The sequence below is a fragment of the Pseudomonas sp. KCJK9111 genome (genome assembly GCF_046231935.1).
In the GTDB taxonomy this organism is placed as follows: Bacteria; Pseudomonadota; Gammaproteobacteria; order Pseudomonadales; family Pseudomonadaceae; genus Aquipseudomonas; species Aquipseudomonas parafulva_B.
Map to the genome: position 1 here is coordinate 1 of NZ_JBJJMO010000036.1, position 16,668 is coordinate 16,668.

At 61.5% G+C, this 16,668-nt stretch carries 17 protein-coding genes and 1 tRNA gene; 14 read left to right on the forward strand and 4 right to left on the reverse strand.

All coding sequences use genetic code 11. The annotated features are described in order from the left end of the window. The first annotated feature begins 519 nt into the window (after window positions 1–519). Both ACK59L_RS13415 and ACK59L_RS13420 read left to right on the forward strand, forming a co-directional pair. Entirely contained in the window at window positions 520–762 is a 243-nt protein-coding gene (locus tag ACK59L_RS13415) for a hypothetical protein (protein WP_058639792.1), read from the forward strand. 153 nt (window positions 763–915) lie between these two features. Beyond that, a complete protein-coding gene (locus tag ACK59L_RS13420) occupies window positions 916–1,179 on the forward strand; it encodes a DUF3077 domain-containing protein (RefSeq protein WP_409274110.1) in 264 nt (87 codons plus the stop codon). Between the two features lie 182 nt (window positions 1,180–1,361). Here ACK59L_RS13420 and aceA read toward each other — a convergent pair whose 3' ends face one another. Further along, entirely contained in the window at window positions 1,362–2,687 is a 1,326-nt protein-coding gene (aceA, locus tag ACK59L_RS13425) for an isocitrate lyase (protein ID WP_039578362.1), read from the reverse strand. A 485-nt stretch (window positions 2,688–3,172) separates the two neighbouring features. Continuing rightward, window positions 3,173–3,907: a secretin N-terminal domain-containing protein gene (locus tag ACK59L_RS13430; RefSeq protein WP_409274113.1), complete on the reverse strand. Its 735-nt coding sequence runs from the start codon at window positions 3,905–3,907 to the stop codon at window positions 3,173–3,175. A gap of 208 nt (window positions 3,908–4,115) precedes the next feature. Between ACK59L_RS13430 and ACK59L_RS13435 the strand changes: the two genes are divergently transcribed. Next, complete coding sequence (locus ACK59L_RS13435) at window positions 4,116–5,825, forward strand: S8/S53 family peptidase (RefSeq protein WP_409274115.1); 1,710 nt, start codon at window positions 4,116–4,118, stop codon at window positions 5,823–5,825. Between the two features lie 85 nt (window positions 5,826–5,910). Next, window positions 5,911–7,353, forward strand: a complete 1,443-nt coding sequence (locus ACK59L_RS13440; RefSeq protein WP_409274117.1) for a SulP family inorganic anion transporter — start codon at window positions 5,911–5,913, stop codon at window positions 7,351–7,353. Between the two features lie 33 nt (window positions 7,354–7,386). Here the strand turns inward: ACK59L_RS13440 and ACK59L_RS13445 are convergent, their stop codons facing one another. Beyond that, window positions 7,387–7,812 carry a hypothetical protein gene (locus ACK59L_RS13445; RefSeq protein WP_100851902.1) on the reverse strand — a complete coding sequence of 142 codons (426 nt, stop codon included), beginning with the start codon at window positions 7,810–7,812 and terminating at the stop codon, window positions 7,387–7,389. Between the two features lie 177 nt (window positions 7,813–7,989). On the opposite strand from ACK59L_RS13445, the gene ACK59L_RS13450 reads away from it, so the two are divergent. Continuing rightward, on the forward strand, window positions 7,990–8,292 hold the full coding sequence (locus tag ACK59L_RS13450; protein ID WP_027916244.1) for a hypothetical protein: 303 nt from the start codon (window positions 7,990–7,992) through the stop codon (window positions 8,290–8,292). A gap of 8 nt (window positions 8,293–8,300) precedes the next feature. Here ACK59L_RS13450 and ACK59L_RS13455 read toward each other — a convergent pair whose 3' ends face one another. Next, window positions 8,301–9,554: an aspartate aminotransferase family protein gene (locus ACK59L_RS13455; RefSeq protein WP_409274120.1), complete on the reverse strand. Its 1,254-nt coding sequence runs from the start codon at window positions 9,552–9,554 to the stop codon at window positions 8,301–8,303. A gap of 333 nt (window positions 9,555–9,887) precedes the next feature. Here ACK59L_RS13455 and ACK59L_RS13460 point away from each other — a divergent pair, with 333 nt between their 5' ends. The 9 genes from ACK59L_RS13460 (at window position 9,888) to ACK59L_RS13500 (ending at window position 16,623) form a co-directional block, all read left to right on the forward strand. Next, window positions 9,888–11,270, forward strand: coding sequence for an amino acid permease (locus tag ACK59L_RS13460; protein WP_409274122.1), 1,383 nt, complete (start codon window positions 9,888–9,890; stop codon window positions 11,268–11,270). 57 nt (window positions 11,271–11,327) lie between these two features. Continuing rightward, the gene (locus ACK59L_RS13465) at window positions 11,328–11,825 is read left to right on the forward strand and encodes a PaaI family thioesterase (protein ID WP_409274124.1); all 498 of its coding nucleotides are present in this window, start codon (window positions 11,328–11,330) and stop codon (window positions 11,823–11,825) included. 37 nt (window positions 11,826–11,862) lie between these two features. Further along, a complete protein-coding gene (locus ACK59L_RS13470; protein WP_196136364.1) occupies window positions 11,863–12,306 on the forward strand; it encodes a GNAT family N-acetyltransferase in 444 nt (147 codons plus the stop codon). A 109-nt stretch (window positions 12,307–12,415) separates the two neighbouring features. Further along, window positions 12,416–12,805 carry a helix-turn-helix domain-containing protein gene (locus ACK59L_RS13475; protein WP_409274126.1) on the forward strand — a complete coding sequence of 130 codons (390 nt, stop codon included), beginning with the start codon at window positions 12,416–12,418 and terminating at the stop codon, window positions 12,803–12,805. Between the two features lie 63 nt (window positions 12,806–12,868). Beyond that, window positions 12,869–13,507: a UvrY/SirA/GacA family response regulator transcription factor gene (gene uvrY, locus ACK59L_RS13480; RefSeq protein WP_027916239.1), complete on the forward strand. Its 639-nt coding sequence runs from the start codon at window positions 12,869–12,871 to the stop codon at window positions 13,505–13,507. A gap of 5 nt (window positions 13,508–13,512) precedes the next feature. Then, window positions 13,513–15,336 (forward strand): excinuclease ABC subunit UvrC, encoded by a 1,824-nt coding sequence (gene uvrC, locus ACK59L_RS13485; RefSeq protein ID WP_409274129.1) that lies wholly within the window; start codon window positions 13,513–13,515, stop codon window positions 15,334–15,336. 33 nt (window positions 15,337–15,369) lie between these two features. Next, window positions 15,370–15,930 (forward strand): CDP-diacylglycerol--glycerol-3-phosphate 3-phosphatidyltransferase, encoded by a 561-nt coding sequence (gene pgsA, locus ACK59L_RS13490; RefSeq protein WP_409274131.1) that lies wholly within the window; start codon window positions 15,370–15,372, stop codon window positions 15,928–15,930. 64 nt (window positions 15,931–15,994) lie between these two features. Next, window positions 15,995–16,070, forward strand: a tRNA-Gly gene (locus tag ACK59L_RS13495). Window positions 16,071–16,374: 304 nt separating this feature from the next. Beyond that, window positions 16,375–16,623, forward strand: a complete 249-nt coding sequence (locus tag ACK59L_RS13500) for an Arm DNA-binding domain-containing protein (protein WP_409274133.1) — start codon at window positions 16,375–16,377, stop codon at window positions 16,621–16,623. Window positions 16,624–16,668 lie beyond the last annotated feature (45 nt).

A 16,668-nucleotide genomic window follows, 5' to 3' on the forward strand; every position in this document is an offset into this window, starting at 1 on the left:
TCTAGCACTTATCGACCCGCTGAGTACCGCCCTGGATCAATACTAAAGCGCGTTTGCGGTGGTGGGGTCGCGCGTGGCGCTGTGCCTGCAAGCATAGACCAGGGTGCTCTGATTGCTCCTCGTCGTGGCTGCACGCGCTGGAAGGGCAGCGCTCGCGCTAGGCGACATCGCATACGCAGAGCGGGCTCAGCGCCAGGTGCGGTTAGGCGCGGGGTCACTGGAATGTCGGATTTAACCCCTTCCCTGTAGGGCATTTCCCAAACATACTCTTGCCGCCTGTTTTCCGTTGCGGCTGCTCAAGTGGCGCTCTAGTCTCGGCCTGTCGTTGCTCATCAACGACACAGCTTTGACAGGCTGTGACGGTAAATAGTGCGCGGCTTTCCTATATGGTGGCTGTGCGTGCGGGCACGCTTGCGTGCGCCGGAACTTAGCTATTTCCGCCGGTCTGTCAACCCACGTACAGCTGCCGCCCTTCTGTTTGACAGCAGGTGGGTGGCCAGCCATAGAAGGTAAATAGCTATGTTGAAGATAGTCCCCGATCCACCTCGCATCTCTCATTCCCTCGAAGACACCCTGATCCAGGCCACCGACCACGCACTCTGCGCAGCGACCGTGGTGCATCAGGCCTTGCTCCAACAGCCCAAGTCACCTGCATCGATCCTCATGATGACCTCGATGCATGAACTCGAAGCGCTTCGGGCTTTGCTTGAGTCGGCTTTGATTCAGGTGCAGATGCCAGCCGGTGCCAAGCCTTTGCACTGAGGCTGATCGATGTGTAGCGACAGCCGGCCTTTGGCGGGTAAATCCACGCCTACGCAATCACCGCAGCCTGCAATGTTCCACATTGACGGCGGGAGCGGATCTGCCCGCACCAGGAGCCGGCCATGCAGTCGGAAATTTTCAGGGGATTCAACCATGACCATAGAAGACACCCAGTTCACCGTCGGTCAAACAACTTTTTGCCAAGGTGAAAACGGCACGCACGCATTGTTTCGCATCGAGCCCGGCATACCGTGCCGGGATGCTCGCGAGCAGTCGTCAGAGTTGATGGGTTACGTTCGCGAACTGACCATCATTGGCCTGACGGAGGACAGGCCAATGATGATCTGGGCGGCCCACTACCTCAGCGCCATGGCCAAGGCATTGATGGATGACGCCGAGCTGGGCATGGCGCACTGACGTACTGTGCGGTCACATGTCTAGATGCAGTTTTGCATGGCGAGAGCTCAGCTGGCAGCTGAGTAGTCATTGCTTGATGCCTGCATGCCGTTGCAGGTGCAGTGTATGCCTGCTTGTGTCAGGTGCATGAGACAAGCCCCAAGCTTGGGAAGCTCGGGGCTTTGTTCGATTGCAACCCGCTATCAGTGGAACTGCTCTTCCTCAGTCGAACCGGTGAGCGCAGTCACCGACGAAGCCCCACCCTGGATCACGGTGGTCATGTCATCGAAGTAGCCCGTACCCACTTCCTGCTGATGCGCCACGAAGGTGTAACCCTTGCTGGCGTCGGCGAACTCCTGTTCCTGCAACTTCACGTAGGCGGTCATGTCGTTGCGGGCGTAGTCGTGCGCCAGGTTGAACATGCCATGCCACATGTTGTGGATGCCGGCCAGGGTGATGAACTGGTGCTTGTAGCCCATGGCCGAAAGCTCACGCTGGAACTTGGCGATGGTGGCATCGTCCAGGTTCTTCTTCCAGTTGAACGAAGGCGAGCAGTTGTACGACAAGATCTGGTCCGGGTACTCCTTCTTGATCGCTTCGGCAAAGCGGCGGGCTTCGTCCAGGTCCGGCTTGGCGGTTTCGCACCAGATCAGGTCGGCGTACGGGGCGTAGGCCAGGCCGCGGGCGATGGCCTGGTCTAGCCCTGCGCGCACTTTGTAGAAGCCTTCGCGGGTGCGCTCGCCGATCACGAACGGCTGATCGTAGGGGTCGCAGTCACTGGTCAGCAGGTCGGCAGCGTTAGCGTCGGTACGGGCAAGGATGATGGTTGGCACGCCCGAAACGTCGGCTGCCAGGCGCGCGGCGACCAGCTTTTGCACGGCTTCCTGGGTCGGCACCAGCACCTTGCCGCCCATGTGGCCGCATTTTTTCACCGAGGCCAGCTGGTCTTCGAAGTGCACGCCCGCAGCGCCCGCTTCGATCATGTTCTTCATCAGCTCGTAGGCGTTGAGTACGCCGCCAAAACCGGCTTCGGCATCCGCTACGATGGGCGCGAAGTAGTCGATGTAGCCTTCATCGCCTGGGTTCTTGCCAGCCTTCCACTGGATCTGGTCGGCGCGGCGGAAGGCGTTGTTGATGCGCTTGACCACCGTCGGCACGGAGTCGACCGGGTACAGCGACTGGTCGGGGTACATGGACTCGGCGGAGTTGTTGTCGGCAGCTACCTGCCAGCCCGACAGGTAGATGGCCTGGATGCCTGCCTTGACCTGCTGCACGGCCTGGCCGCCGGTGAGGGCGCCCATGCAGTTGACGAAATCTTTTTCCGGGCGGAACGATGGATGTGCACCTTGGGTAACCAGCTTCCACAGCTTTTCTGCACCCAGGCGGGCCAGGGTGTGCTCCGGCTGCAGGGAGCCACGCAGGCGAACGACATCGGCGGCGGTGTAGGTACGGGTCACGCCTTTCCAGCGCGGGTTTTCGGCCCAGTCTTTCTCAAGGGCTGCAATTTGCTGTTCGCGTGTCAGTGCCATGGAAGTAAACCTCGTCGCATCGATCTTGGGTTAATTGTGCGGATGCTCGGGGCAGATCAGGGCGCTGGCGGCAGTCCTGTTCAAGCGGGTGCGGCGACATCGGGCAAGGATGAGGGGCAAGGCGGGCAGTCAGGTCCATCGGTGCCCCGGCAGGTCGGCTCGTGGATGCCTCGCTGCGGTGCTACGCGAATGCTGTGACGGCGGTGACGCACTTGAATCCCTCGCAACCACTTGCTCGTTGCAGTCGCCACCTCGTCGAACCGCCTTGTGGGCTGTACGGACACAGGGCGCCTCCAAGGTGACAGAGGGCGCCCCGAAGGCCCTTGCCAGGGCCCCTGATTAGCGGGAGCGAGGCCATCATGCCCTCGTGAAAAAGTGCCTGTCAAACGTTTTGTAGTGCCTTTTTAGGTCTACTACATCTTTGGTCTAATACGACTCATCAGTCAGTTCAGAGGCCTTTGGTCGAGGCCGCAGACTGTCTGACATCAGTCCAAAACATCGACTTTCACTCGCACTGTCATGTTTTTTTCCCGCTCGGTGCTGTAGATATGGCTTCCGCGGCTGAAACCGGCCTGACTCTGCTGGTTGTACCCGGCCACATCGATCCACTCGCCAACCTTGCCGGTCAGGGTTGTGTCGGTGCTTTGAACATCCACTACATCTGCACGTTCGCGGCTGATACGATCATTATTGGTGCTGATCTGTAGGCGAACGGTGTCCCCAGTAAGCATCGGTGTTACGTAAAAACCTTGGGTGACATTGCGGTATTGGGTGTCGCTCTGCACGCGCCCGTATCCATCGGTGCTGGAGCTGGTGACGGGGATGCTCTGGCCGACCTGGATCAGCGCTGGTTGGCCTTCGCTGGCCTGGATCTGCTGTACGCCGCCGTCGCGGTTGGAGGTGCCATGGCGGATGATCCTGGCGTTGCCGCGGGTATCCTGAAATTGGCTGTCGCTGGTGTCGACGCTGATCAGCAAGCGCTTGGCGGCCGTGTCCAGTTGCTTGAGCAAGTTACGCAACTCGCCAATGCGTTGTGGGCTGGCATTGACGATGAGCTTGTTCTCGAAGGCACTGACGGTGCCGTCCTGGCCGATGAAGGCTTGCGCGGGCGGCAGCAACTCGGTGCTGCTGCGGTGCTGCAGCGGCACGACCTCAGTCTCGGCCTGTGCGCTCAGGCTGACCAGCAGGGCCAGCGATATGAAAAGCGGGCGTGTGGACATGAGCAGAGTCTCCGTAAAAGGTGAGTGTAATCGCTGCATCGGCAGCACCTGGACTTCCTGAGCTATTTCACAGCAATTAATTCCTAAATCGTCAGTGGTGCCATCCTAGGCCTCGGCTTTCATAAACAGGGTTCAGAACGGCAGGGCAGCGGCTGAACCTTGGCAGGTGCCGCGGGTCGCAATCACAGGTCATCCAGGGGCAACTGTCATGAGGCGCTGGTTCATCATATGGGGATGCCTATGGGGCGCCGGTTTGCAGGCAGCGCCTGATACGCTGCGCATCCAGCAACTGCAACGCTGCGGTGATGTATTGAGTACTGAGCGCCAGCAGTGGTGCCTGCGCGTGACGGGGTTGGGTGAACAGCTGCCAACATTCAAGGTTGGGGGTGTGACAGTGCCTGCTAAAGCATTGGAGCGCCAAGGCGACACGTTCACGCTGACCCTTGAACACCGGCCTGGGCCGAGTGCGCCGTTGTGGCTGGAGGTCAACGGGCAGGCCAGCAACTCCGTATGGTTGACCCGTCAGCGCAGCCATGTGGTCGCCGCAGGCCCCGATGACGTGGCCAAGAACATGGACGGCCTGACCACCTACCTGAATCTGGTCAGTGTGCTGGTAGAAGAGAAATACGACGGTCTGCAGGAGGCCAGGCGCATTGCCGACAAGTACGGCGCGCAGGTGGTAGGCGCCATAGCGCCGCTGAACGTCTACCAGTTGCGCCTGCCGGTGCACGACTTGGTGCAACGGGACGCCATGATCCTGCGCATGGGTACGGAGGTCAGTGTCGATGCAGTGATCGTCGAAGAGTCGGCTCCCGAACGGGGCGAGGAGGGGGACGACCGCGCCGAGCCGGCCATCACCCAGGCGGATGAATGGGCCGCCAACCGCTTCATGGACGCCTTGTACTACTATCAACGCCGCATTCCTGCTTCCAGAATCCCTGTCCAGCCTGTGCGTGTCGGGGTGATTGAAAGGGGTGTGGACTTCGATGCGGCTGGCTTCACGCGTTATCGCGGCGCCTGTGAGCACGGGCAGACGTGCGTGTATGCCAGGGACGGCAGCGCGTCTGCTAGCCATGGCACCCATGTGGCGGGGATCTTCGCCGCTCAGGACGAGGGTTTTCTCGCTGGGCTGGGCAAGGCAAGCCCGGGGTTCGATGTGATCATCGACCGTAATTCCGACGCCGGTATCACGGCCAATATCGCCGCATCCGTCAACCTGGTACAGGACGGTGTGCGGGTGCTGAACTGGAGTTGGGGCATTCACCGGGTAGGTGCGCGTAACATCAAGGGGGATGAGGTCGACTCGCTGGTCCGTTCCGGGCTGGCCATGAGCGGTTATGAAGAGCTGCTGGAGGAGTTTTTCCTGTGGCTGCGGGCCAAGCATCCGGATGTCATCGTGGTGAATTCGGCGGGTAATGGGGCTTCGTGGTCGGGCACGGACGAATACCGATTGCCGTCGTCATTCGTCACCGAACAGTTGCTCGTGGTGGGCGGCCATCAGCGCAGTGAGCACGCCGTACCCGTCAGTGACCCGCGGCATGTGCGCAAGCGCCACAGCTCCAACATCGACAGTCGCGTGGATGTCAGCGCCGCCGCATGCCTGCGCCCCTCCGGCGAAGCCAAACCCCATTGCGGCACGTCCTATGCCACGCCTTTGGTGGCGGCCACCGTGGCCGCGATGCTGTCGATCAACCCGGCGCTGACCCCGACGCAGGTGCGTATGCTGCTACGTCGCAGTGCGCTGACCCTTGGCGAGCAGCAGGATTTCGAGGCGATGGATGCCGAGGACTTGACTGCCCCCATTTTGCCGTCGGAGCGAAGCGGGCGCCTGGACGATCCCGACCTTGGGCGTTCTGCGCGCCTGGACATGCAGCGTGCCCTGGATTTAGCGGTGCAGAGCCGCGATCGGGTGCGCTGATCGGTGGCTCCTGCCTGACAAATTCCGTAACATCGCGCCTTTGTTTTCGCACTCCGTCCGTTCTGGACCGTCACCCAGGAATTCCATGAAACCCGCTCGCCTACGTGCCGACCTGCTGGCCGGCTTGACCACCTCGTTTGCCCTCGTGCCCGAATGCATCGCGTTCGCCTTGGTGGCACACCTCAACCCATTGATGGGCCTTTATGGCGCATTCGTCATTTGCACGCTGACCGCGCTGTTCGGCGGCCGGCCGGGGATGATTTCCGGTGCTGCGGGCTCGATGGCTGTCGTGATCGTCGCGCTGGTGGTGCAGCACGGCGCGCAATACCTGCTGGCCACGGTGTTGCTCGGGGGCGTGGTGATGATCCTGTTCGGCGTATTGCGCCTGGGCAAGCTGGTCAGGCTGGTGCCGTACCCGGTAATGCTCGGCTTCGTCAATGGTCTTGCGATCGTCATTGCCATGGCCCAGCTTGAGCATTTCAAGCAAGGCGAGCGCTGGCTGCACGGGGCGCCCTTGTACCTGATGGTCGGCCTGGTGGCCTTGACGATGGCGGTGGTCTACATTCTGCCCAGGCTCACCCGCGCCGTGCCTCCGGCGTTGGTTGCGATCCTGGGCGTAGGCCTGTTGGTGTACCTGTTAGACCTGCCGACCCGCACCCTGGGTGACATGGCCCACATTGCCGGTGGCCTTCCGCAGCTGGCCTGGCCGGCGGTGCCCTGGACCCTTGAAACTTTGCAGATCATTGCCCCTTATGCCGTGTTGATGGCCATGGTGGGCCTGCTCGAAACCCTGCTCACCCTCAACCTGACGGACGAGATCACCGAAAGCCGCGGCTTTCCGGACCGCGAGTGCGTGGCACTCGGGGCGGCCAACATGGTGTCGGGATTGTGCGGCGGCATGGGTGGATGCGCCATGATCGGTCAGACGGTGATCAACCTGAGTTCCGGTGGGCGAGGGCGGCTGTCAGGGGTGATGGCCGGGGTGATGATCCTGTTGTTCGTGCTGTTCCTTTCGCCATTGATCGAGCGTATCCCCTTGGCGGCCCTGGTGGGTGTCATGTTCGTGGTCGCGCAACAGACGTTCGCCTGGGCGTCGCTGCGGGTGCTGCACAAGGTGCCGGTGAACGACATGCTGGCGATCATCGCCGTCACCGTGGTGACTGTGTTCACCGACCTGGCCATGGCTGTGCTGTTCGGCATCGTGATCGCGGCGGTGAACTTTGCCTGGCAGCACGCGCGCGAACTGTACGCCGACAGCCATGAGGACGAGCACGGGCACAAGCGTTATCAGGTGCACGGCACCTTGTTCTTCGCCTCGACCGCGCCGTTTCTGAACCAGTTCGACCCGGCCAATGACCCGGCCGAGGTGACCTTGGACTGCCAGCACCTGAGCTTTGTGGACTATTCGGCCATTGCCGCGCTGAAAACCTTGCGCGAGCGCTATGCCAAAGCCGGCAAGCACCTGCGGGTGGTGCATTTGTCCGAACGTTGCAAGAAGCTGCTCAAGCGGGCCGGCGAACAGCACTGAGGCGGCTCGCCGCATGGGCCGCAGGCCAGAACTTCAGTCAGCCGGGGCCTGCAGGTGCCACTGCCCGTCTGCTTCACGGACCAGCCCGCTGGCGGGCAGCAGGGCGAGCAGGCGCGGGTGCAGCGCTGCATCCGTGAAGGTCTGTACGGTGGCCAGGTCGAGGATGCCGGACAGCGTCAGATCCACCTTGGTGTACGACAGCCAGGCCTTTTTCAGCACTTGCGCCACGTCGCTGGCGGCGGTACTGGCGAAGCGGCGATGCCATGGCCGGCCGTCGAACGAGAACGTGTGCGCCAGGGCGTAGGTCGTCTGGTCGGCGCCTTCAAGGCAACGGTGGCAACGGCAGGGCCCCTCGCCAAACGCATTGCGCAGATAGCTGTTGAAATCGACCACCGGCTTGAGGGACAGGCGTTTGTCGACGTCGAACAGGTCGGCGATCATGGGTTCTTCAGCGCTCACTCGAGATCCTCGTATGCTAGGGCGTATATCGGCCGGCACCCTAACAGATCGTTGCGAGCAGATCACCTGTGTTGGCCTGCACCGCGGCGGTTCGGCAGGCGAACGCTAGAGACAAGGGGCGGCGGCTGCCGTACTCTACGCGCCCCTATGCCCACCCACGTTTCGAGGTAGACCCGCTTGAGCAACCAGTACCCGTACATCGCCACCATCACCATCAGCGCCGAAGACCGAGGCGGCGACATCGAAGCCTCGGAAAACGCCAGCATGCGCGTGGGCCTGGAAGCGGTGACCGAGACCCTCAAGAAGGTGCATTTCGTCGGTACGCTGGCCGCCCCGGAAAAGAACGCCACGCACATCTGCGTGACACTGGAGAATGGCCTGACCTACTACGGCCCGATCGTCAACGGCCACGCCGAACTCGAAGGCGGCTGGATTGCCTTCGAGTCCGATATGCTTACCCCGCAAGAGCTGGGTCTCTAAGCCCCTTTTCAGGAGCCAAGCTCGGCAAGGCACTGCTCGAGAATATCCAAGCCTTCCTCGAGCACGTGGGCCTCGATGGTCAGCGGTGCCAGCAGGCGGATGATGTGCCGTGCCTTGCCGCTGGGCATCAGCAGCAGCCCCCTGGCGCGAGCCGCTTCCATCACCTTGGCCAGGTGCGCCGGCGCCGGGCTGCCGTCGGCTTGGACAAACTCGATTCCGCGCATGGCACCGACCCCGGTCAGGCGGCCGAGGTACGGGCTCAGGCCCGTAGCCTTCCAATGCTCGAAGCGGCGCACGATTGCCTGCTCCTGGCGTTCGCCCCAGGTAGCGACGTTCTCGTCGGTCATCTGTGCCAGGCTGGCCAGGGCCGCTGCGCAGGCGATCGGGTTGCCTGAATAAGTGCCACCCAGGCCGCCCTTGGGCAGCGCTGCCATCAGTTCCTTGCGCCCGACCACCGCACCCAGCGGCATGCCGCCGGCAATGCTTTTGGCCAACAGCAGCAGATCGGGCTCAAGCCCTAAGCGTGGGAAGGCGAAGCGCTGGCCTGTACGCCCGAAGCCCGACTGGATCTCGTCGATGATGATCAGTATGCCGTGCTCGTCGCAGAAACGGCGCAGGGCCTGGGCGAACGTTGGGTCAAGGGTAAGGAACCCGCCTTCACCTTGCACCGGCTCAAAGATGAACGCCGCCACGTCCTCCACTGCCAGCTCGACGCTGAACAGGCGGTCCATGGCCTTGAGGGCCTGTTCGCAGGTAACCCCGGTGTCGGTGCTGGGGTAGGGCAGGTGGTACACCGGCCCCGGCAGCTCGCCGACCCGCTGCTTGTAAGGGGCCACCTTGCCATTGAGGTTCAGGGTGGCCAGGGTACGGCCATGGAAACCGCCATCGAAGGCGACGATGGCGCGCTTGCCGGTCGCCGCGCGGGCCACTTTCAAGGCGTTTTCGGCCGCCTCCGCGCCGCTGTTGGTCAGCATGCCGGCCAGCGGGTAAGCGACCGGGATGAACTGGCTCAGTTGCGCCATCAGCTCAAGGTAAGGGGCATGTGGGGCTGCGTTGAAAGCGTAGTGAGTCAGGCGGCTGGCTTGATCCTGTATGGCTTGTACGACCGCTGGATTGCAATGGCCCAGGTTCAGCACGCCGATGCCGCCTACGAAATCGATGTAGCGTTTCCCTTGGTCGTCCCACACCTCGGCGTTGCGGCCATGTGTAAGGGTGATGGGATGAACGATGGCGATGGATTGGCTGATGCAGTCGTGGTTCATGAGGCGGGGACCTGTGGGCGATGTACTGCCTATCCAAGCGCCTAGGGTCAGGGGGTGCAAGCGAATTATTGGATTGGTTTCATTCCTACGGTTCTTGATGTGTTCGAGGCTGTGATCAGTGGTGCACTGGTCATGCTCTTTGAACAACATGATTCACCCTTTTGCAAGGGAGACTCATGCGCCACGCTAGGGGACGTGGTCCACATAGGAGAGCGCTTGATCATTCCCTCAAGGAATTACGTACTGATAAAACGTCGTTTGTGACACCTCTGGCAAGTCTCAATACTGACCCGGATCAAAAAATGACCGTGCGATCCAGTCAGAGGGTTCAACATGGCTTCCCCGAACAACAAGAAACAGCGTTCCTTGCAACATGGCCTGACGTCCCGTCAGGTATCGATGATTTCCATTGCCGGCATCATTGGCGCCGGGCTGTTCATTGGCTCCTCCAACGCCATCGCCACGGCAGGCCCGGCGATCCTCATTTCCTATGCCATGACCGGGCTGCTGGTGTTGCTGGTGATGCGCATGCTGGGCGAGATGGCCATCGCCAACCCCAATAGCGGTTCTTTTTCCACCTACGCCTCGCAGGCCATCGGCCCGTGGGCAGGCTTTACCATCGGCTGGCTGTACTGGTGGTTCTGGGTGCTGATCATTCCGGTCGAGGCCATCGCCGGCGCTGATATCCTGCATGCCTACTTTCCTGGGGTGCCGTCCTGGCTGTTCGCCTTCCTGATCATGCTCGTGCTGTCGGGTACCAACCTGATCAGTGTCAAGAACTTCGGCGCCTTCGAGTACTGGTTCGCGTTGATCAAGGTCGTGGCCATCGTTGCCTTCATCGTCGTGTGTACCCTGGCGGTGACTGGCTTCTGGCCCTTGGCCGACGTGTCCGGGGTCAGCCGACTCTGGGATACCGGAGGCTTCATGCCCAACGGCTTTGGCACCGTACTGGGCGGTGTACTGATCACCATCTTTTCGTTCTTCGGCGCGGAGATCGTCACCATCGCTGCCGACGAAACGGCCAACCCCAAGGACAAGATCCGTCGTGCCACCAACCTGGTGGTGTATCGCATCGCGATCTTCTACCTGGCTTCGATCTTCCTGGTGGTTTCGCTGGTGGCCTGGAATGACCCAGGGCTCAAGGCAGTCGGCTCGTTCCAACGGGTCCTTGAGGTGCTGAACGTGCCTGGCGCCAAGCTGCTGGTGGACATGGTGGTGCTGGTGGCCGTGACCAGTTGCATGAACTCGGGGCTGTATACCGCCTCGCGCATGCTGTATTCGCTGGGCGCCCGCGGGCAGGCTCTGCCCATTACCCGGCGCATTGCAGGCTCCGGCGTGCCTACGGTCGCGGTGATCCTCTCGACGTTGGCAGGGTTTGCCGGGTGTCTGGTCAACTACGTGTTCCCAGGCAAGGTATTCGGCTTTCTGCTGTCCACCACCGGTGCCATCGCGTTGCTGGTGTATCTGGTCATCGCCGTGTCCCAACTGCGCATGCGCGCACGCGCGGAGCGCGAAGGGCGCTCGCTGGAGCTGAAGATGTGGTTGTTCCCCTGGCTCACCTGGCTGGTGATCGCCACCATCGTCCTGGTGCTGGGGTACATGTTGTTCAGCGATGCCTACCGGTACGAGACATTGATGACAGCCGGGGTCACGACGTTCATCCTTGTGGTGGCGCTGGCCAGGCGCCCCGGCAAGACGAGCCTGCAAACCGCGTGACCTATCTGCTTTAATGAGGGCGTAGCGCGCCCTCATTACAACAAGCACAGGAAGCGTATGGACGATCAAACCTTGAGCCTGCAGGCAGTGGCTGCCCCGGATGGCATTTGCTATGGCTGTGGCAGCGCCCATCCGCACGGGCTCCGTGTACAAAGCCACTGGGCCGAAGACGGCATTCATCTGATCTGTCGACACACCCCCGACGCTACCTTTACCGGCTGGCCGGGGCTGGTCTATGGCGGATTGCTGGCAATGCTGGTGGACTGCCACTCCAATTGGACGGCCATGGCCTATCACTATCGAAGCGAAGGCCGGGCGCCTGGCAGCTTGCCGCGTATCGATTGCGTCACTGGCCGCCTGGGGCTTGAATACCTCAAACCGACACCCATGGGGGTTGAGCTGCTGCTCAAGGCTCGAGTCGAGGGGGAAGTGGCACGCAAAAGCCGGGTAGTCTGCGAGGTGTGGGCCGATGGGGTGCTCACCGTCAGGGCTGATTCGGTGTTCGTTCGTGTCGATACCGATGCATTGCAGCGCCAAGCCCACGCAAGGGCGTGAGTTCGTTCCGGCCAAGCCTGCCTGAGCGGGAGAACGCGTGATGCTGCAACTCATTCCTGCCACTGACAGTGATCTGACGTTCGCCCGCGACCTGACGCGCCGCCTCATGCTGCCGTATTACCATCAATACGACCTGCTCTGGGTGGAGCAGGCATTCGACCAGGCCTGGCAGTGGCGCGAGCAGTGGCTGGTGACCAATACCGACGCCGTGTTGGGTTTCTGCAGCCTCAGCCAGGATAGCCAGGCACTTTTCATCCGTGAGTTGCATTTGCTTCCCGCTTACCAGGGGCAGGGGGTTGGCAGCTGGGTGCTCGAAACGCTCGCGCAATGGGCAGCCCAACGGCGCCTGGCGCTGCTCAGGCTGATGGTGTTTCGCACCAATCCGGCGCGCAGGCTTTACCAGCGACGAGGGTTCGTCGAAATGGGCGAGGATGATTGTTTTGTGCGCATGCAGCGCAGGATCGATTGCTCAGGGCAATGATGCCTTGTCCCAGTCGTCCGGCAGCGGCATAGTGCCCTTTGTAAACGAGGCAGCGGTGCGTGTGGACGTGGCGCTGCTCGGATATACCCAGGGACAAGGAGACGCCCGGATGAATGGAATCGGCCCCCGGCTGCGGGAGGAACGTGAACGGCTGGGTATGACCCAGCGTGTTTTCGGCGATATCGGCGGGGTGGAACCCAACGCGCAGGGCAAATACGAAAGTGGGGAGCGCATGCCACGTGTCGATTACCTGGCTGCGGTAGCGGCCAAGGGGGTTGATGCGCTGTATGTTCTGAACGGGGTACGCACCCCTGTGCCCTTGCATGGGCTTAGTGCGCAGGAGTCGGACGTGCTCAACGCGCTTCGGGGCCTGGCTGAGGCCGACAAGGCGGCGATTGTTCACCTGTTGAAACGTCTGCCTGACCACAGGTATGAGCAGCCGGGGCGTATGTATTCAGACCCAGGTCGTCAGTCGTTTCTGACGAAAGCAATGCGCTAGGCCGGTCTTGAAAAATTTTGTTAAGGTGGCGGCATCCAATCGCCCTGCTGAAGAGGTGTGTGCTTGATTAGGGTCCTAGTGGTCGACGACCACGATCTGGTACGAACCGGTATTACGCGCATGCTGGCCGACATCGACGGCTTGCAGGTGGTAGGTGAAGGGGACTCCGGCGAATCGGCGCTCAAGCTTGCGCGCGAGCTCAAGCCAGACGTTGTGCTGATGGACGTCAAGATGCCTGGCATCGGTGGCCTTGAGGCCACGCGCAAGTTGCTGCGCAGCCACCCTGACATAAAGGTGGTGGCAGTGACCGTGTGTGAAGAAGACCCGTTCCCCACGCGCCTGCTGCAAGCCGGGGCGGCCGGCTACCTGACCAAGGGCGCCGGCCTCGACGAGATGGTCCAGGCCATTCGCCTGGCATTTGCCGGCCAACGCTACATCAGCCCGCAGATCGCTCAGCAGTTGGCGCTAAAATCGTTCCAGCCACAGGGCTCGCCATTCGATGCGTTGTCCGAACGTGAAATCCAGATTGCCCTGATGATCGTCGGCTGCCAGAAAGTGCAGATCATTTCCGACAAGTTGTGCCTCTCGCCCAAGACCGTCAATACCTACCGGTACCGGATCTTTGAAAAACTCTCGGTCACCAGCGACGTCGAACTGACATTGCTGGCCGTTCGCCACGGTATGGTTGACGCAAGCCTGTAAACCTCATGTCTGAAGTCTTTGATGCCAGCGCATTCCTGGCGACCTGCAGTGGTCGCCCGGGTGTGTACCGAATGTTCGACGCCGATGCGCGGCTGCTCTACGTGGGCAAGGCCAAGAACCTCAAGAAGCGCCTGGCCAGTTATTTTCGCAAGTCCGGGCTGGCGCCCAAGACCGCTGCACTGGTCAGCCGCATCGCCCAGGTGGAAACCACCATCACCGCCAACGAAACCGAGGCGCTGCTGCTGGAGCAGAACCTGATCAAGGAGTGGCGCCCGCCGTACAACATCCTGCTGCGTGACGACAAGTCCTACCCTTATGTATTCCTCTCCGACGGTCAGTTCCCACGGCTTGGCATTCATCGGGGCGCGAAGAAAGCCAAGGGGCGCTACTTCGGCCCCTACCCAAGTGCCGGGGCCATCCGCGAGAGCCTGAGCGTGCTGCAAAAGACCTTTCTGGTACGGCAATGCGAGGACAGCTACTACGCCAACCGCACCCGTCCATGCCTGCAATACCAGATCAAGCGCTGCAAGGGGCCCTGCACCGGCCTGGTCAGCGCCGAGGAATATGCCGAGGACGTGCGCCATTCGGTGATGTTCCTGGAAGGGCGCAGCCAGCAATTGGGCAACGAGCTCAATGCCGAGATGGAAAAGGCCGCCACGGACCTCAATTTCGAAAAGGCAGCCGAACTGCGCGATCAGATCGGCCTGCTGCGCCGCGTACAGGACCAGCAGTACATCGAAGGGGGCAGCGGCGAAGTCGACGTCATTGCCGCGTTCGTCAACCCCGGCGGCGCTTGCGTCCACATGATCAGCGTCCGTGGTGGGCGTGTGCTAGGGAGCAAGAACTTCTTCCCGCAGGTCGGCATCGAGGAAGACGTTTCCGAGGTGATGGCGGCATTCGTTTCCCAGTACTACGTCGGCAACCCGGAGCGTGAGTTGCCGGGGGAGCTGATCGTCAACGTGGTGCACGAGGACTTCGAGGCCATCACCGAGGCCCTCAATGCCCTGCGCGGCCGCGAGCTGACCATCAGCCATCGAGTACGTGGCACCCGTGCGCGCTGGCAGCAGTTGGCAGTGACCAACGCCGAGCAGGCGCTCAACGCACGCCTGGCTAACCGCCAGCACATGGCAGCACGCTTTGACGCACTGGCCGAAGTACTGGGCCTGGACGAAGTGCCGCAGCGCCTGGAGTGCTACGACATCAGTCATTCCAGTGGCGAGGCGACGGTCGCCAGCTGCGTGGTGTTCGGGCCGGAAGGGCCGATCAAGTCGGACTACCGGCGCTTCAATATCGAGGGCGTCACGGCCGGCGACGACTACGCCGCCATGCACCAGGCCCTGACCCGTCGTTATGGGCGTATCCGCGATGGCGAGGGCAAGCTGCCGGACGTGCTGCTGGTGGACGGAGGCAAGGGCCAGTTGAACATGGCGCGCGATGTGATGCAGGAACTGGGGTTCAGCGAGTTGACCCTGCTTGGCGTGGCCAAAGGCGTGACGCGCAAGGCTGGTTTCGAAACCCTCTACCTGAACGATGTGCACAACGAATTCACCCTCAAGGGTGATTCGCCGGCGCTGCACCTGATCCAGCAGATCCGCGACGAGGCCCACCGCTTCGCGATCACCGGCCACCGTGCCCGTCGCGGCAAGGCCCGGCGGGTGTCGAGCCTGGAGGATGTGGCAGGCGTCGGGCCCAAGCGCAGGCGGGACTTGCTGAAACATTTCGGCGGCCTGCAAGAGCTCAACCGCGCCAGTGTCGACGAGATTGCCAAGGCACCGGGTATCAGTAAAAAGCTTGCCGAGTCGATTTATGCCAGCCTGCATAGCGAGTAGAATGCCGGGTTCAACCCGCGGCCAGTCGTACCGATGAATATTCCAAACCTGCTCACCGTTCTACGCGTTCTGCTCATCCCGATTTTCATCCTGCTGTTCTACATGCCGTTCCATTGGAGCTACATGGCCGCCAGCAGCGTATTTGCCGTCGCCGCCGCCACCGACTGGCTGGATGGCTACCTGGCGCGTCGGTTGCAGCAGAGCACCCCGTTCGGTGCGTTTCTGGACCCGGTGGCCGACAAGCTCATGGTGGCCGTTGCGCTGGTGCTGCTGGTGCAGACCCACGCCAACTTCTGGCTCACCTTGCCGGCTGCGGTCATCATCGGTCGCGAGATTGTGGTGTCGGCGCTGCGCGAGTGGATGGCCGAACTGGGCGCGCGGGCGCACGTGGCCGTGTCCAACCTGGGCAAGTGGAAGACGGCTGCACAAATGCTGGCGTTGGTGATCCTGCTGGGCAACCCGCCAGCGGTAACCTTTTGGGTGGTCCTGGGTTACGGGTTGTTGTTAGTCGCGGCGGGCTTGACCCTGTGGTCGATGGTGCATTACCTGGTGGCTGCCTGGCCGCACCTGCGCGAAGGCTCTGAGCAGAAATAAAAGTTTTTTTGAATCAAGGGGTTGACGCCATTTTGGATATCGCTACAATGGCACCCATCACGACGCGGGAATAGCTCAGTTGGTAGAGCACGACCTTGCCAAGGTCGGGGTCGCGAGTTCGAGTCTCGTTTCCCGCTCCATTTATAGATCTACAGAGTTCCATGGAAGTCTGTAAGTCGTTGAAATCAGACGCTTCGGCGTCTTTTTTCGTTCCAGTCAAAGCCACTCCGATCCATGGGCATCCGGACTTTTTTAGTCCAGAAATTAGTCCATGAAATCCGGACTCCCACCGTGGCGGTTTGTTGCTGGAGAGGAGCGTCGAGCGTCACGAGCATCTAGCCCTGAATTTCATGTTCAGGAGCTCGTACATGGCGCTCTCAGATGCAACCGTTCGCCACGCCCAGGCCACTGGCAAGACTACACCCTCGGCAATAGCGATGGCCTGTGACTCAGCGTGAGCGGGCTGGCGGCAAGTCGTGGCACTTCCGCTACTCGAGGGCCGGCAAGCAAAAGCGCATCCCCGTCGGTATTTATCCCGAAGTCGGCTTGCGTCAGGCACGCTTGCTGCGCGACGAGGCGCGGCGGCTGATTGCTCAGGGCACCAACCCCTGCACGTATCGCTGGCATCAGCGTCATCCCCAAAACCTAGCAGAACAGAACATCTTCCAGGCGATGTACGCACTGTGGCTTTAGCTCCACGGTCGTGTGCTGGCCAGGATTGAGCGGCGACGGGCGAAT

Coding starts and splice junctions, on each gene's coding strand:
- ACK59L_RS13415 (WP_058639792.1), top strand. CDS start 520: ATGTTGAAGATAGTCCCCGATCCACCTCGCATCTCTCATTCCCTCGAA.
- ACK59L_RS13420 (WP_409274110.1), top strand. CDS start 916: ATGACCATAGAAGACACCCAGTTCACCGTCGGTCAAACAACTTTTTGC.
- aceA (WP_039578362.1), bottom strand. CDS start 2,687: ATGGCACTGACACGCGAACAGCAAATTGCAGCCCTTGAGAAAGACTGG.
- ACK59L_RS13430 (WP_409274113.1), bottom strand. CDS start 3,907: ATGTCCACACGCCCGCTTTTCATATCGCTGGCCCTGCTGGTCAGCCTG.
- ACK59L_RS13435 (WP_409274115.1), top strand. CDS start 4,116: ATGAGGCGCTGGTTCATCATATGGGGATGCCTATGGGGCGCCGGTTTG.
- ACK59L_RS13440 (WP_409274117.1), top strand. CDS start 5,911: ATGAAACCCGCTCGCCTACGTGCCGACCTGCTGGCCGGCTTGACCACC.
- ACK59L_RS13455 (WP_409274120.1), bottom strand. CDS start 9,554: ATGAACCACGACTGCATCAGCCAATCCATCGCCATCGTTCATCCCATC.
- ACK59L_RS13460 (WP_409274122.1), top strand. CDS start 9,888: ATGGCTTCCCCGAACAACAAGAAACAGCGTTCCTTGCAACATGGCCTG.
- ACK59L_RS13465 (WP_409274124.1), top strand. CDS start 11,328: ATGGACGATCAAACCTTGAGCCTGCAGGCAGTGGCTGCCCCGGATGGC.
- ACK59L_RS13475 (WP_409274126.1), top strand. CDS start 12,416: ATGAATGGAATCGGCCCCCGGCTGCGGGAGGAACGTGAACGGCTGGGT.
- uvrC (WP_409274129.1), top strand. CDS start 13,513: ATGTCTGAAGTCTTTGATGCCAGCGCATTCCTGGCGACCTGCAGTGGT.
- pgsA (WP_409274131.1), top strand. CDS start 15,370: ATGAATATTCCAAACCTGCTCACCGTTCTACGCGTTCTGCTCATCCCG.